The 15,440-nt window shown below is 74.3% G+C and carries 14 protein-coding genes; 12 read left to right on the forward strand and 2 right to left on the reverse strand.

Annotation, left to right across the window (positions count from 1 at the left end):
* Positions 1-33 precede the first annotated feature (33 nt).
* The 11 genes from I003_RS32690 (at position 34) to der (ending at position 13,025) form a co-directional block, all read left to right on the forward strand.
* Positions 34-2,193: a tetratricopeptide repeat protein gene (locus I003_RS32690; protein WP_037721225.1), complete on the forward strand. Its 2,160-nt coding sequence runs from the start codon at positions 34-36 to the stop codon at positions 2,191-2,193.
* Between the two features lie 139 nt (positions 2,194-2,332).
* The gene (ald, locus tag I003_RS0119900) at positions 2,333-3,448 is read left to right on the forward strand and encodes an alanine dehydrogenase (RefSeq protein WP_027773113.1); all 1,116 of its coding nucleotides are present in this window, start codon (positions 2,333-2,335) and stop codon (positions 3,446-3,448) included.
* A 473-nt stretch (positions 3,449-3,921) separates the two neighbouring features.
* Complete coding sequence (locus I003_RS0119905; protein WP_486584300.1) at positions 3,922-4,941, forward strand: ParA family protein; 1,020 nt, start codon at positions 3,922-3,924, stop codon at positions 4,939-4,941.
* Positions 4,938-5,663: a hypothetical protein gene (locus tag I003_RS0119910; RefSeq protein WP_027773115.1), complete on the forward strand. Its 726-nt coding sequence runs from the start codon at positions 4,938-4,940 to the stop codon at positions 5,661-5,663. Before I003_RS0119905 ends, I003_RS0119910 begins: the two co-directional genes overlap by 4 nt.
* Positions 5,664-5,776: 113 nt before the next feature.
* Positions 5,777-7,009, forward strand: coding sequence for a segregation/condensation protein A (locus I003_RS0119915; RefSeq protein ID WP_027773116.1), 1,233 nt, complete (start codon positions 5,777-5,779; stop codon positions 7,007-7,009).
* On the forward strand, positions 7,006-7,707 hold the full coding sequence (gene scpB, locus I003_RS0119920; RefSeq protein WP_027773117.1) for an SMC-Scp complex subunit ScpB: 702 nt from the start codon (positions 7,006-7,008) through the stop codon (positions 7,705-7,707). The genes I003_RS0119915 and scpB overlap by 4 nt, the downstream gene beginning before the upstream one ends.
* A 23-nt stretch (positions 7,708-7,730) precedes the next feature.
* Positions 7,731-8,753, forward strand: coding sequence for a pseudouridine synthase (locus I003_RS0119925; protein WP_027773118.1), 1,023 nt, complete (start codon positions 7,731-7,733; stop codon positions 8,751-8,753).
* Between the two features lie 147 nt (positions 8,754-8,900).
* Entirely contained in the window at positions 8,901-9,986 is a 1,086-nt protein-coding gene (locus I003_RS0119930; RefSeq protein WP_027773119.1) for a prephenate dehydrogenase, read from the forward strand.
* Between the two features lie 112 nt (positions 9,987-10,098).
* Positions 10,099-10,809: a (d)CMP kinase gene (gene cmk / locus I003_RS0119935; RefSeq protein ID WP_027773120.1), complete on the forward strand. Its 711-nt coding sequence runs from the start codon at positions 10,099-10,101 to the stop codon at positions 10,807-10,809.
* Between the two features lie 53 nt (positions 10,810-10,862).
* Complete coding sequence (locus I003_RS0119940; protein ID WP_037721227.1) at positions 10,863-11,465, forward strand: lysophospholipid acyltransferase family protein; 603 nt, start codon at positions 10,863-10,865, stop codon at positions 11,463-11,465.
* A gap of 69 nt (positions 11,466-11,534) precedes the next feature.
* Complete coding sequence (gene der, locus I003_RS0119945) at positions 11,535-13,025, forward strand: ribosome biogenesis GTPase Der (protein WP_051368344.1); 1,491 nt, start codon at positions 11,535-11,537, stop codon at positions 13,023-13,025.
* 72 nt (positions 13,026-13,097) lie between these two features.
* Here der and I003_RS0119950 read toward each other — a convergent pair whose 3' ends face one another.
* Both I003_RS0119950 and I003_RS0119955 read right to left on the reverse strand, forming a co-directional pair.
* Positions 13,098-13,325, reverse strand: coding sequence for a hypothetical protein (locus tag I003_RS0119950; protein WP_027773123.1), 228 nt, complete (start codon positions 13,323-13,325; stop codon positions 13,098-13,100).
* A gap of 110 nt (positions 13,326-13,435) precedes the next feature.
* Entirely contained in the window at positions 13,436-14,389 is a 954-nt protein-coding gene (locus I003_RS0119955; protein ID WP_078564202.1) for a hypothetical protein, read from the reverse strand.
* 355 nt (positions 14,390-14,744) lie between these two features.
* On the opposite strand from I003_RS0119955, the gene I003_RS0119960 reads away from it, so the two are divergent.
* Positions 14,745-15,431 (forward strand): LysM peptidoglycan-binding domain-containing protein, encoded by a 687-nt coding sequence (locus I003_RS0119960; protein ID WP_027773125.1) that lies wholly within the window; start codon positions 14,745-14,747, stop codon positions 15,429-15,431.
* The last annotated feature ends 9 nt before the right edge of the window (positions 15,432-15,440 follow it).

Raw genomic sequence — 15,440 nt, forward strand, 5'->3', positions numbered from 1 at the left:
GTCCTTCACTCTGGGTGAATTACGCTCACCGGCGTGACGGAACAGGCCGCCCCCCACCGGTTCGTCGGCAGAACCCGCGAGCTCGACGCCCTGCGCGCCGACATCGCCCGCGCCGGGCTGGACACCCTCGCCGGCCGCCCCGCTCCGCGCAGCCGGGTGCTGCTCATCGCCGGGCGGCCGGGCTCCGGCCGCAGCGCGCTCGCCGCGGAGCTGGCCCGCCGCGTCGCGGGCGACTACCCCGGCGGCGTGCACACCGCGCGGCTCTCCGGCCCCGGCGGCGCGGCCGTACCGCTGGAGCGGTCCGTACGCGACCTCCTGGACGCCCTCGGCGTCCCGCCGGTCGCCGGGGCCGGCCCCGGCGACCTCGCCGGGAAGCTGCGCGCCGCGCTGGCCGAGCGCTCGGCGCTGCTCGTCCTCGACGACGTCGCCGCCCCCGAACAGCTTCTGGAGCTGATCCCCGAGTCCCGCGACTGCCTCGTCGTCGCCGTCGCCGAGGGGCCGCTGAAAGGCGTGCCGGACGTCCGCCCGTGCACCCTGGGCGGGCTGGAGCCGGCGGCGGCGCTGGCGCTCATCGCCGCGTACGCGGGGGAGACGCGCATCGCCTGCGACCCCGAGGCCACGCACGTGCTTGCCGAGGAGTGCGCCGGTCACCCCGCGGCGCTGGTGCTGGCCGGCGGCTGGCTCGCCGGGCATCCGCACGCCTGCGTCGCCGACGCCGTACGGGAGCTGCGCCGCAAGGGCGACAGCACCGTGGGGTCCGCCGGGCGGCCCTCCGCGCCGAAGGCGCTGGCGCGGGCGTTCCGCCTCGTCCACGCATCGCTGCCGCCGTCCGCCGCGCACCTGCTGCGGCTGCTGCCGCTGGCGCCCGCCGGGCTGGTCGACGCCCACTCCGCCTCCGCGCTCGCCGGCTGTACCGTCGCCGCCGCCCGCGTCGCGCTCGCGGACTGTGCGCGGCAGGGCCTGCTGCGCGAAGTGCCGCAGCCGGTGCGGGTGAGCGTCCCGCAGTACGAGGTGCCCGGCTGTCTGCAGCCGCTGCTGCGCGAGGTGCTGGCGGGCGTGGAAGAGGAGGAGGCGCTGCTCGCCCGGGCCCGGATGCTGGAGCGGTACGTACGCCTGCTGCAGTCCTGCCGCGCCGTCACCGAACCCGCCGGATCCGCGGTGCACACCCGGCTCGCGGGGCTGCCGCGGGCGCTGCGCTTCCCGTCACCGGAGGCCGCCGCCGCGTGGTTGCGCGGCCGGCTGCCGTCGCTGCTGGCCGCGGCCCGGGCGGCGGTCGCCGACGGGGAGCTGGACACGCTGGCGCGGCGGCTGATCGGCGCGCTGTCGCGGGCGCTGGCGGCGCACCGGGGCGAGGCGGAGGCCGCCCCCGAGCAGTACCGGCTGCACGAGCTGGTGCTGGAGGTCGCCGAGCGCCGCGGGCTGGTGTGGGAGAAGGCGGCGGCGCTGCTCAACCTCGGCGACCTGGACCTGCGCGCCGAGCGGCCCGAGGAAGCACTCGGCCGCTATCGGGGGGCGCTGGCGGCGGCGCGCGAGGTGCGGGATCCCCAGCCGGTGGGGCGCGCGCTGGAGTCGGTCGGGGCGGCGTACCAGGAGCTGTGCGACTGGGGCCGGGCGGCGGACTGGTTCGGGCGGGCGCTGGCGCTGCGGCAGACGCGCGGCGAGCCGGCCGACGAGGCGCGGCTGCGGGGGCGGCTCGGGGCGGTGCACACGTATGCCGGGGCCTGGGGCCGGGCGCTGCGCGAGTGGCGTGCCGCGGCGGCGGCCCACCGCAGGCTCGGGGACGTCGGCGGGCAGGCGCGGGCGCTGGGCGAGATGGCGCGGGTGCAGCAGTACGCCGGGCATCCGCGGGACGCCATCAGGACGTGCACGCGCGCGATGGACCTGGCGCGGCTCTCGGGCGACACCGCGCTGCGCGCGGCGGTGCAGCTCAGGCTGGCGGACCTCGTCGACGGTGTCGGCGACCCGGAGGCGGCGGAGCTGCACCGGGCGGCGGCGGTACGGCTGGCGGAGCAGGTCCCGGAGGCCGCGGTGCCCGTCGCCGTGGCCGTTGCGGAGCCGGAAGCGGAAGGCGTGGCCGGGCCGGAGCCCGTGGATGTCGTCGCGGAGACCGCCGCCGAGGAGGGCCGGGAACCCGGCCCGGGGGAGGGTCCGAAGGCCGGTCCGGCGCCCCGGCCGGCCGCCGCGGACCTGTGAATCCATCGACCCGTTGCAAAAAACTGCCAGTTTCAAAGGCTGGACTCGGAGAACTCCTTCATTAAGAATGGCCAAGCCGCGGCGGACACCCCGACCGGGGCCCGACGAGATTCCCTCACCCCAAGGACCGTGATCCATCGTGAAGGTCGGCATCCCACGCGAGGTCAAGAACAACGAGTTCCGGGTGGCCATCACGCCCGCCGGAGTGCACGAGCTGGTCCGCCACCGGCACGAGGTCGTCGTGGAGCAGGGCGCGGGCCTCGGCTCGTCCATCCCTGACGAGGAGTACGTCGCCGCCGGGGCGGAGATCCTGCCCGCGGCCGACGACGTGTGGGCCGAGGCGGACCTGCTGCTGAAGGTCAAGGAGCCGATCGCGGAGGAGTACCACCGTCTCCGCAAGGACCAGGTGCTCTTCACCTACCTGCACCTCGCCGCCTCCCGCCCGTGCACCGACGCACTGCTGGAGTCCGGCACCACCGCCATCGCGTACGAGACGGTGGAGACCGCCGACCGGCAACTGCCGCTGCTCGCCCCGATGTCGGAGGTGGCCGGCCGGCTCGCGCCGCAGGTCGGCGCGTACCACCTGATGCGTTCGCAGGGCGGTCGCGGCGTGCTGCCGGGCGGTGTGCCCGGGGTCGTGCCGGGGCAGGCGGTCGTGATCGGCGGCGGCGTCTCCGGCTGGAACGCCACGCAGATCGCCGTCGGCATGGGCTTCCATGTCACGCTGCTCGACACCGACGTGCGCAAGCTGCGCGAGGCGGACAAGGTCTTCGGCACGAAGGTGCGCACGCTCGCCTCCAACGCCTACGCCCTCGAGCAGGCCGTCCTGGAAGCGGACTTGGTGATCGGCGCGGTGCTCATCCCGGGCGCGAAGGCGCCCAAGCTCGTCGACAACGCGCTGGTGTCGCGGATGAAGCCGGGGAGTGTCCTTGTCGACATCGCGATCGATCAGGGCGGCTGCTTCGCCGACTCCCGCCCGACCACGCACGCGGAGCCGGCCTTCCGGGTGCACGACTCGGTCTTCTACTGCGTCGCCAACATGCCCGGCGCGGTGCCCAACACGTCCACCTACGCGCTGACCAACGCCACCCTTCCGTACATCGTCAAGCTCGCGGATCTCGGCTGGCGGGGCGCGCTGCGCGGCGATCCGGCGCTCGCCCGCGGCCTCAACACCCACGAAGGCCAGGTCGTTTACGGTCCCGTGGCGGAGGCGCACTCTCTTCCGGCGGCCGAACTCTCGCGCGTACTGGGCTGATGTCGCGCAGGTGCGCTGCCCGTCGACCACATCGGCGACACCGTCAACCCCACGTCACCGGCTGAACCTCGTCACCAGGGGTTCGGCCGGGCGCTGTTGCGCGAAACGGCGTGCCCGAAGTGGTGTTCCACACCCGACACATCGTGCTCTGTCTGCGGGATTGTGTTGCTGCGGGACCCCGACACGCCATAGAGTCGCCAATCGTCGGCATGGTGCCACGCTGACCAATCGAGAAGTGCCCTGGTCACCAAGGAGACAAGGTGACTCGGACTGGAAACGCAGTCCGGGACGCCAAGGAGGTAGGACGACTTGTGAATGAGTCGACATTTGCTCCCGGGGGTGGTCGTCCAGGCACGCCTGCGCGGGGCCACGATCCCTCGGGGGCGGAGGCGCCTGTCGGCTCTGTCGCCGTCCACACCTTCTCGGCACACGCACAGGGCGGAAACGTATACCAGAGCATGGACGGTCATCACGTGAACGCCATGACCGGCAGCCAGGGCGGCGGCGAGGACACCACAGGTCTCGCCGCATCCGCCACCTCCGACTTCGAGGACCTGTCAGAGGGTCACTTCTACGATCCGGACGCGGACTACGAGCCGGATCCCGAGTACGCCGCGACGCTCGCCCCGGACGCCGCCCGGCAGCGCCGGGAGCGTATCGGTCCCACGGGCCGCCCGCTGCCGTACTTCCCCATCCCGGGCCCGGTCACCGACCACGGCCCGGCGAAGGTCATCGCCATGTGCAACCAGAAGGGCGGCGTCGGCAAGACCACGTCGGCCATCAACCTGGGCGCGGCGCTCGCCGAGTACGGCCGCCGCGTGCTGCTCGTGGACTTCGACCCGCAGGGCGCCCTCTCCGTCGGCCTCGGGGTCAACCCCATGGAGCTGGACCTCACGGTCTACAACCTGCTCATGGAGCGGGGCATGTCGGCCGACGAGGTGCTGCTCAAAACGGCCGTGCCCAACATGGACCTGCTGCCCAGCAACATCGATCTCTCCGCCGCCGAGGTGCAGTTGGTGAGCGAGGTGGCGCGGGAGCAGACGCTGCAGCGCGCGCTGAGGCCGCTGCTGCCCGAGTACGACTACGTCGTCATCGACTGCCAGCCGTCGCTGGGTCTGCTCACGGTCAACGCGCTGACCGCGGCCCACAAGGTGATCGTGCCGCTGGAGTGCGAGTTCTTCGCCCTGCGCGGCGTGGCGCTGCTGACCGAGACGATCGAGAAGGTCCAGGAGCGGCTCAACCCCGACCTGGAGCTCGACGGCATCCTCGCCACGATGTACGACTCCCGCACGGTGCACAGCCGCGAGGTGCTGGCGCGCGTCGTCGAGGCATTCGACGACCACGTCTACCACACGGTCATCGGCCGCACCGTCCGGTTCCCCGAGACCACCGTCGCCGGCGAGCCCATCACCTCGTACGCGTCGAACTCCGTGGGCGCGGCCGCCTACCGCCAGCTTGCCAGGGAGGTGCTCGCCCGGTGCCACGCCGAGTGAGCCTGCCAGGGGCCGACGAGCTTTTCCGCACCACCGGGGGGACAGCGCTCCAGTCATCCACGCCGCAGTCGGACCGGCAGCGGGCCAACGGCGAGGTGCCCGGCGGCAGTCCGCGGGTGCCCGCGCCGAGTCGCGAGGGCGACGCGGAAGCGGCGGCCGCCGGTACGGAGGCGGAGGCCGGCGCGGATGCCGCGGAGGCGGGCGCGGAGGACCCCGAGGGCTCCGGCGGTACGGGCGACGGCGAGCGCACGGGCACCGGCGGCAAGGCCGGCGCGGCGGCTCCGGCGGGCGGCAAGCGCACCCGGGCCGCCCCGGCCCGGCGGGACCCCGAGGCGACGGAGCACGGCGGCCGGGAGGCGAGCGCCGAGGCCGCCCCCGGCGGGCGGGCCCGGCAGAGCGAGCGCGAGCCGGCGGCCCCCGCGCGTACGAAGTCCGCGAGGCAGAGCGGCGGTGCCGCCGCGGCGGCCCAGCCCCGCCGCGGCCGGGGCCGCGGAGCGGCACGGCGGCCCAGCGGCCGGGAGCGGCACGACGAGAAGATCACGGTCTACGTCTCCGCCGAGGAACTGATGGACCTGGAGCACGCCCGGCTCGTGCTCCGCGGCGACCACGGCCTCGCGGTGGACCGCGGCCGGATCGTCCGCGAGGCCGTCGCGGTGGTGCTGGCCGACCTGGAGTCGCGCGGCGACGCGAGCATCCTCGTACGCCGCCTGCGCGGCCGCTGACGCCCGCGCCCGTACACACGCCCGCGCCCGTGCGGCCCGTGCCGGATGACCTGGGCGCCGCCCCGCCGGACGGCAACCCGGCCGGCACCGCTCCGGGCGATACGCTGCGAGCGATGGACGACAGGCACGACGACCCGCAGCGCCCCGCGCGTACCGCCCGGCGCTCCCTCGGCCGCGGCCCCGGAGTCGCCGCGACGCCCACCAAGCCCGCCCCGCGGCCCGCGGAACCCGATCCGGTGCGGGAGCCGTACCCCGAGCCCATGCCCCTGCCGCAGCCGGAACCCGCGCCCGTGCCCGCGCCGCCGGAGGAGCCGCCGCTGCCCATCCCGGGCCCCGCCCCGCGGCCCGGCGAACCGGACCCCGCACCGGCCCCGCCGGAGCCCGAACCGGGGCCGGTGCCCGACCCCGACCCGGAGACCGAACCCGCCCCGGCGGGCCCCGGCGGCGCAGAGCCCGACACGGAACCGGGCCCCGGGCCCGGCGGCGAACCCGGCTCCGAAAGCGGCGGCGACGAACCCGGCGACGGCGGATTCCGGGTCCGGCTCGCCAACTTCGAAGGCCCCTTCGACCTCCTTCTCCAGCTCATCTCCAAGCACAAGCTGGACGTCACCGAGGTCTCCCTGCACCGCGTCACCGACGACTTCATGGCCCACATCCGCGCGATGGGACCCGACTGGGACCTCGACCAGACCACCGAGTTCCTCGTCGTGGCCGCCACCCTTCTCGACCTCAAGGCCGCCCGCCTGCTGCCCTCCGCCGAGGTCGAGGACGAGGAGGACCTCGCGCTGCTGGAGGCCCGGGACCTGCTCTTCGCGCGGCTGCTGCAGTACCGCGCGTACAAGGAGATAGCGGGCATCTTCCACCGCCGGCTGGAGGAGGAGTCGCAGCGCCACCCCCGCACCGTCGGACTGGAGCCGCACCACGCGGAGCTGCTGCCCGAGGTGGTCATCAGCATCGGCCCGGAGGGCTTCGCCCGGCTCGCGGTCAAGGCGATGCAGCCCAAGCCGGTGCCCCAGGTCTACGTCGACCACATCCACGCCCCGCTCGTCAGCGTGCAGGAGCAGGCGCAGGTCGTCGTCTCCCGGCTCCGCGAGCGCGGCGCCGTCGGTTTCCAGGAGCTGATCGCCGACGCCCCCGACCCGCTGACCGTCGTCGCCCGGTTCCTGGCGCTGCTGGAGCTGTACCGGGAGCGGGCCGTGGCCCTGGACCAGGAGGGGGCGCTGGAGCCGCTGACGGTGCGGTGGACGGGGCGGGAGGACGTGGTGCCGGTGGTGACGGACGAGTTCGACACGGCGCCCGGCGACGCTGATGCGGCCGGCGGGAACGAAGGCGAGGACGAGCGATGAGCGAAGCGGCGGCGGACGTGCCGGGCGCGGGGGACGCGGTAAACACGGTGGACGCGGTGGAGAGGGAACCGGAGGCGGCGGATCGGCAGCCGCGTCCGCAGGAGGAGGCGAGCCCCACCGCCGGCCTCCCGCTGCGCCCGGCCCTCGAAGCCGTCCTGATGGTCGTCGACGAGCCCGTGACCTCCGAGCACCTGGCCAAGGTCCTCGACCGCCGCCCCCGCGAGATCGCCGACGCCCTGCGCGAGCTGTCCGACGAGTACACCGTCCAGGGCCGCGGCTTCGACCTGCGCCACGTCGCCGGCGGCTGGCGCTTCTACACCCGCGCCGCCTACGCGCCCGCCGTCGAGAACTTCGTCCTCGACGGCCAGCAGTCCCGGCTCACCCAGGCCGCGCTGGAGACCCTCGCGGTCGTCGCGTACCGCCAGCCGGTCTCCCGCTCCCGCGTCTCCGCGGTCCGCGGCGTCAACTGCGACGGCGTCATGCGCACGCTGCTGCAGCGGGGCCTCATCGCGGAGGCGGGCACGGAAGACGGAACAGGTGCGATCCTGTACAGGACGACGAACTACTTCCTGGAGCGGATGGGCCTGCGCGGCCTGGACGAGCTCCCCGAGCTGGCCCCGTTCCTTCCGGACGCGGACGCGGTGGAGGGCGAGTCCCAGGAGGGCGTCCCGTCGTTCGACGTGGATGACGAGACCTGACCCAACCAACGGACTGACGGTAGATGCGAAGCAGCGGCGGCAGGAACAGCAGGAAGCCCTCGGGCTCCGACCCCCGGGGGGCGGGCGGCAAGCGCGACGCGCAACAGCGCCGGCAGGGCCGCCCCCGCCCCGAGGAGCGACGGTACGAGAAGTCCGGCGCCCCCCAGGGCGAGCGCCCGGGCGGCCCGGGGAAGGGGGGCCGGGGGCGCGGCGGCGCGCCGAGCCGGCCCGCGCGCTCCCGTGAGTACGACGCGCAGTTGGAGGAGCGGACCAGAGCCCGGCACAGCAAGCCGCAGCGCACGCTGCCCAAGACGTTCGGCGAGCCCGAGGGCGAGCGGCTGCAGAAGGTGCTGGCGCGGGCCGGCATGGGCTCGCGGCGCGCCTGCGAGGAGCTGATCGACCAGGCGCGGGTGGAGGTCAACGGGCGTATCGTCACCGAGCAGGGGCTGCGCGTCGACCCCGAGAAGGACGAGATCAAGGTCGACGGGCTGACCGTGGCCACGCAGTCGTATCTCTTCTTCGCCCTCAACAAGCCCGTCGGCGTCGTCTCCTCGATGGACGACCCGGAGGGCCGGCAGAACCTCGGCGACTACGTGGACAACCGGGAGACCCGGCTCTTCCACGTCGGCCGCCTGGACACCGAGACCGAGGGCATCATCCTGCTCACCAACCACGGCGAGCTGGCCCACCGCCTCACCCATCCCCGCTACGGCGTGAAGAAGACCTACCTCGCCGCCATCCAGGGCCCGCTCCCGCGCGATTTGGGAAAGCGGCTGAAGAGCGGCGTCCGGCTCGACGACGGCTACGCCAAGGCGGACGACTTCCGGGTGGTGGAGAACACCGGCAAGAACTACCTGGTCGAGGTGGTGCTGCACGAAGGCCGCAAGCACATCGTGCGACGGATGCTCGCCGAGGCGGGCTTCCCGGTCGACAAGCTGGTACGGACCCGCTTCGGCCCGATCGCGCTGGGCGACCAGAAGTCGGGCTGGCTGCGCCGGCTGACCAACACCGAGGTCGGGATGCTGATGAAGGAGGTCGGGCTCTGACCGCCGGGTCCTGCGGGACCGTACGCCCCTAGGCGCACACGGCCGTACGCCGGCCGCCCGTACGGGCCCCGCGTCCGGACGAGCCCGGGACCCTGCCCGGCGGCCTCCCCGCGCCCCGCGGGGCGGCCGCCGCGTATCCTGTGCGCCGTGCGTACCGCCCTCGTCATCGGCACCGGCCTCATCGGCACCTCCGCCGCCCTGGCGCTGACCCGCAGAGGCGTCACGGTGTACCTCCAGGACGACGACGCCGACCAGGCCCGTACCGCCGCCTCCCTGGGGGCCGGTACCGACCAGCCGCCCCCCGCCCCCGTGGATCTCGCCGTCGTGGCCGTGCCGCCCGCGCTCACCGGCCGCACCCTCGCCGACGCCCAGCGCCGCCGCGTGGCCCGCGGATACCTGGACGTCGCCAGCGTCAAGGGCGGCCCCCGCCGCACCCTGGAGGAGCTGGGCGGCGACCTCACCGGCTACATCGGCAGCCACCCGATGGCGGGCAGCGAGCGCTCCGGCCCGCTGGCCGCCACCGCGGAGCTCTTCGAGGGCCGCCCCTGGGTGCTGAGCCCGGCGGAGACCACGGACACCGAGGTGCTGAACCTCGCGCTGGAGCTGGTCGCGCTCTGCCGCGCCGTGCCCGTGGTGATGGACGCCGACGCCCACGACCGCGCCGTCGCCCTCGTCTCGCACACCCCGCAGCTCGTCTCCAGCATGGTCGCCGCCCGGCTCCAGGACGCGGAGGAGGCCGCGGTCCGGCTGTGCGGACAGGGCATCAGGGACGTCACCCGCATCGCCGCCTCGGACCCGGCGATGTGGATCGACATCCTCTCCGCCAACCCCGGCCCGGTCGCCGAGGTGCTGGCCGAGGTCGCCGCCGATCTGGACGAGACGGTACGGGCGCTGCGCGCGCTGCAGGCGGCCGACGACGCCAAGCGCCGCACGGGCGCGGCCGGCATCGAGGACGTGCTGCGCCGCGGCAGCGCGGGCCGGGAGCGGGTGCCCGGCAAGCACGGCGCCGCCCCCGCCGCGTACGAGACCGTCACCGTGCTCATCGGCGACCGGCCGGGCGAGCTGGCCCGGATCTTCGCCGACGCCGGCGCGGCCGGCGTCAACATCGAGGACGTACGCATCGAGCACGCCACCGGCCAGCAGGCGGGGCGGGTGCAGCTCATGGTCGAGCCGCCGGCCGCGCACGCGCTCACCGCCGCGCTGCGGGAGCGCGGATGGCCGCTGCGGCAGTGAACGGGGCAGTGCACGAGGCAGTGGCCGGGGCCCGGGAAGGTAGCAGTAATCTAGTGCCGCACGAGTTCGGCCTTACCCCGTCGTAGACCTGAGAAAGGGTGTCGTTCGCCCCGTGGACAGCGCTGCCAGGGCCCAGCGGGCCCCCGTGATCGTCGCCATCGACGGACCCGCCGGCACGGGCAAGTCGAGCACGTCCCGGGCGGTCGCCGCCCGGCTCGGCCTGCGCTACCTCGACACCGGCGCGCAGTACCGGGCGGCGGCCTGGTGGATGCTGGGCAACGGGGTGGACGTGGGCGACGCCGCCGCGGTCGCAGCCGCCGCCGAGAAGCCGCAGATCGTCTCCGGCACCGACCCGGAGACGCCCACGATCACCGTGGACGGCGCGGACGCCTCGGGCCCGATCCGTACCCAGGAGGTCACCGCGGCGGTCAGCGCCGTCAGCGCGGTGCCGGAGGTACGGGCACGGATCACCGAGCTGCAGCGGTCGATCGCGGCCGAGTCCGTGAAGAGCGGCGGGATCGTGGTCGAGGGCCGGGACATCGGCACGACGGTGCTGCCGGACGCGGACGTGAAGATCTTCCTCACGGCCTCCGAGGAGGTACGGGCCGCCCGCCGCAGCGGCGAGCTGAAGGGCAGGGAAGCCCGCGACCTGGCGGCCACGCAGGCGCTGCTCGCCCGGCGGGACGCCGCGGACTCCGGCCGCAAGGTCTCGCCGCTCGCCAAGGCGGCGGACGCCATCGAGGTGGACACGACGGAACTGACCCTGGAGCAGGTCATCCAGCATGTCGTGGCCCTCGTCGAAGAGAAACAGCAGGGTCGGTGACCCCACCGGCCGGCGCGGTGCCGGAGACACGGGGTGCGCTCGTCGGGCGGCGGATGTCCGCGCCCGTCATGCACGGCTACTTCAAGCCGCGGATACTCGGCGCGTGGCGGATGCCCGCGAGCGGGCCGGTTATCCTGGCCGGGAACCACTCCCACAACGTCGACGGCCCGCTCCTCATGGGTACCGCGCCGCGCCCGGTGCACTTCCTGATCAAGCAGGAGGCGTTCGTCGGCATCGTCGGCTGGTACCTGCGTACCATCGGCCAGGTGGCCATCGACCGCACCACGGTCGACCGGGCGGCGATCACCCGGGCGCTGGGGGTGCTGGACGACGGCGGGGTCCTCGGGATCTTCCCGGAGGGCAGCAGGGGAGAGGGCGACTTCTCCTCGATCCGCGCGGGGCTCGCGTACTTCGCGGTGCGCTCCGGCGCCCCCGTGGTGCCGGTCGCGGTGCTGGGCACCGCGGAGCGGCGCAGCCGGGTGGTCAAGGCGCTGCCGCCGGTGCGCTCGCACGTGGACATCGTCTTCGGCGAGCCCTTCCAGGCCGGGTCGCCGGACGGGCGGCGTACCCGCAAGGCGATGGACGAGGCGACGCTGCGCATCCAGGACCGGCTGACCGCGCACCTGGCCGACGCCAGGCGCGACACCGGCCGCTAGGCCGGACGTGAGGCCGCGGGCCGGCCCACCGGGCCGTACGCGGCCGAGAAAGCAAGGACGAGGAACGTGATGAGCGAGACCGGCATCTCCCCGGAGCAGGGCCCGGACGGCGCTGCCCACCCAGACGAGCACGGGGAGCTGGGCGACGCCGAGTACGCCGAGTTCATGGAGCTGGCCGCCGAGGAGGGCTTCGACCTCGACGAGGTCGAGGGCGACCTCGCGCGGGCCGGGCACGGCCCGCTGCCGGTGGTGGCCGTCGTCGGCCGCCCGAACGTCGGCAAGTCGACCCTGGTGAACCGCATCATCGGCCGCCGCGAGGCGGTCGTGGAGGACCGCCCCGGCGTCACCCGCGACCGCGTGTCGTACGAGGCCGAGTGGGCGGGCCGCCGCTTCAAGGTGGTCGACACCGGCGGCTGGGAGCAGGACGTGCTCGGCATCCACGCCTCCGTGGCGGCCCAGGCCGAGTTCGCGGTGGAGGCCGCGGACGCCGTGGTCTTCGTGGTGGATACGCAGACGGGCGCCACGGACACCGACGAGGCCGTGGTGAAGATGCTGCGCCGGGCCGGCAAACCGGTGGTGCTCTGCGCCAACAAGGTCGACGGGCAGTCGGGCGAGGCGGAGGCGGCGTACCTGTGGTCGCTCGGCCTCGGCGAGCCGCACCCCGTCTCCGCGCTGCACGGCCGCGGCACCGGCGACATGCTCGACGCGGTGCTCGACGTGCTGCCGGACGCGCCCGCGCAGGCGTTCGGCGGCGGGATCGGCGGTCCGCGCCGGGTGGCGCTCATCGGGCGGCCGAACGTCGGTAAGTCCTCGATGCTCAACAAGCTCGCCAGGGAGGACCGCGTCGTCGTGGACGACGTGGCGGGCACCACCCGGGACCCGGTGGACGAGCTGATCGAACTGGGCGGGAAGACCTGGCGCTTCGTCGACACCGCCGGCATCCGGCGGCGGGTCCACCTCCAGGAGGGCGCCGACTACTACGCCTCGCTGCGCACCGCCGCGGCGCTGGAGAAGGCGGAGGTCGCGGTCGTCCTCGTGGACGCCGGCGAGACGCTGGCGGTGCAGGACACCCGGATCATCTCCATGGCCGTCGACGCCGGGCGGGCGCTGGTCATCGCGTACAACAAGTGGGACCTGCTGGACGACGAGCGCCGGTTCTACCTGGAGCGCGAGATCGAGCGCGATCTCGTGCAGGTGCGCTGGGCGCCGCGGGTCAACGTCTCGGCCCGTACCGGACGGCACATGGAGAAGCTCGTGCCGGCGCTGGAGACGGCGCTGGCGGGCTGGGAGACGCGGGTGCCGACCGGCAGGCTCAACGCCTTTCTCGGCGAGCTGGTGGCCGGGCAGCCGCACCCGGTGCGCGGCGGCAAGCAGCCGCGGATCCTCTTCGGCACCCAGGCGGGGACCAGGCCGCCGCGGTTCGTCCTCTTCGCCTCGGGGTTCATCGAGGCGAACTACCGGCGCTTCATCGAGCGGCGGCTGCGCGAGGAGTTCGGCTTCGAGGGCAGCCCGATCCGGATCTCGGTACGGGTGCGGGAGAAGCGGGGCCGCAAGAAGTAGCGGCCCCGGTTCCGGGCGGAGGCACGTGCCGCGTACGCGCCCTGCGGGTACGCGGCACGCGGGCGGGCGGCCCTAGTCGCCCGCCCTGCGGTGCCGGTGCACGTGCAGGTGTGACCGCAGCCGCCCCGGGGACGGCAGTGCGGGGCGGGCGTTCATGATCGCGTCGAAGCGGAGCTGCTCCTCGCCGGAGCGGTCCCCGGGCAGTGCCCGGAAGAGCCGGCGGTACTCGGCGAACAGCGCGTCGTAGATCGGCGTTTCCGAGGGGCGGGCGGCCGAATGGGGCTCGTGGGCGGGGCGCATGCCCGGAATCGCGTGGTATCGGTGCACACTCCTGCAACGAAGATGCCGTACGGAGGGATGCGGGTGCGCGTTGCTCCGATCAGGTACCGGTACGCCGACCAGGTTTCGGATCACGACCCGGTGAGCGGCATCGTCGCGCCGACGAGCAGTCCGCGCCCGGCGGCCTGCGCCAGCGCCTCGCCGAGCAGGTCCTCGCGCGGCTGCCGCCCGATCGTACCCGCGGGCGCGGCGTAGACCAGCACCTCCTGCTCCTTCGCCGCGGCGGACCGCCAGCCGTCGGAGACGGGCAGCGGCTGGTGCGCCTGCCACCAGACGGACGGCGGCTGACCGCCGGCGCCGGGCTGCATCACCGCGTGCAGCCGGCCCCCGGCGAGCAGCACCGACCAGCCGGTCACCGGCGCCGGGGGCTTGACCATGTCCATCACGGGCAGGAAGCCGCCCTCGATGAGCAGCGGCAGAAAGTCGTCTCCGGGCCCCTCGGAACCGGGCCGGAGGACGGGCGCGGTGGGCTCGACGACGAGCGCGGGCCGGGCGTCCTCGCCGCACATCACCAGCCCGCAGGTGACGCCGAGCACCGCCTGCGCCTCGCCGTGGTCGCCGCCGGCGGCGGCCGGTGCCGCGGGCGGTGCGGGAGCGGCGGAGAAGGAGGGGGACGGTGCCGGGGAGACCACCGGCGCGAGGGCGGCGGGGGAGTGCGGCTCCGCGGGCGCGGGCGCGGGGGCCGGTGCCTGGGCCTGGGCCTGGGCCGGTCCGTCGTCCGCCGTGATCGACCGTACGGCACCCTGCAGTTGATCCTCCGAGACCGGGACGACCTGCGAGGGGATGCAGGTGGCGTGGGCGAAGGCGAGCACCGCGGTCTCCTCGCCCACGAAGAGCACGGTGCTCGTCTGCTGCTGCCCGGAGTCGCCGGGGGCGCGGCAGGAGGTGCAGTCGTACGTGCCGGGGGCGGACTCGCCGGCGACGAGCCGGTCCGCCTCCTCGTCGCCGATCTCGGCGCGTACGGCGTCGCTCACTTCGAGCATGCGGGGCACGAGTCGCTCCTCGGTGTCGTGGTGCGTGTTCATCTGGGCACAACGGGCGATCTGTGTGCGGAGTCACGCCCACGGCGGCTATTGCCGGAACGGGGTGTACGGGCCGTAGCGAGTCGGTCGGAAATTTTCACTGAGTGTCAACTGATGTGCGAATCACGGTCGTTGACGCCGTGAGGCGAGCCACAGTGCGACCGAAGAGGTGCCGGACAAAGCCGGATTTGACCGGCGGGGCGTCCTGTCCGGTATTGATCGGTACCCGCGGTAACCGGCAACTGGCCTCGAATGACGGGGTCTTGGTTGATTCCGCCCGACAAGGCTGCCTAGATTCGGCCGCCGCGTGCACCGAGCACCGCCCGGGCAGGGGACCCGGGTCCATCGAGAGGAACGTATGCCTTTCCCGAAGGGCGACATACGCGCCACCGGAAGTGACCGTACGACCAGTAAGGCAGGCACCACCATCAGCACCATCAGCACCAGCAGGACACGCAGGAACGCCGCACTCGTCACCGGAGCCGCCGCGCTCCTCAGCCCCCTCGCGCTCCTTGCCACCGCCGCACCGGCGGGCGCCGCGGACAGCGGGGTGTGGGACCGCATCGCCCAGTGCGAGAGCGGCGGCGACTGGGCGATCAACACCGGCAACGGCTACTACGGCGGGCTCCAGTTCGCCCCGTCGACGTGGGAGGCGTACGGCGGCACCGCCTACGCCGCCACCGCGGACCGCGCGAGCCGGGAGCAGCAGATCGCGGTCGCCACGAAGGTGCAGGCCGCGCAGGGGTGGGGCGCCTGGCCGCACTGCTCCGTCGAGGCCGGCGCGTCCGGCAGCGCCCCCGCGGTGGCGCAGCCCGGGCAGGAGGACCCCGCGGAACCGCGTACGGAGCCGCGGGCGGACCGCGGTGAGAAGCAGCGCCAGCCGCTCAAGCGCGGCGACGGCACCTACACCGTCAGGGCCGGCGACACGCTCAGCCGTATCGCCGAAGCGCACGGCACGCCGTGGCGCGAGGTCTACGAGGCCAACCGCGACGTCATCGGCGACGACCCGGACGTCATCCTGCCGGGCCAGCGCCTGCACGTCTGAGCCTCCCTC

It is taken from the genome of Streptomyces sp. CNQ329, from assembly GCF_000482585.1.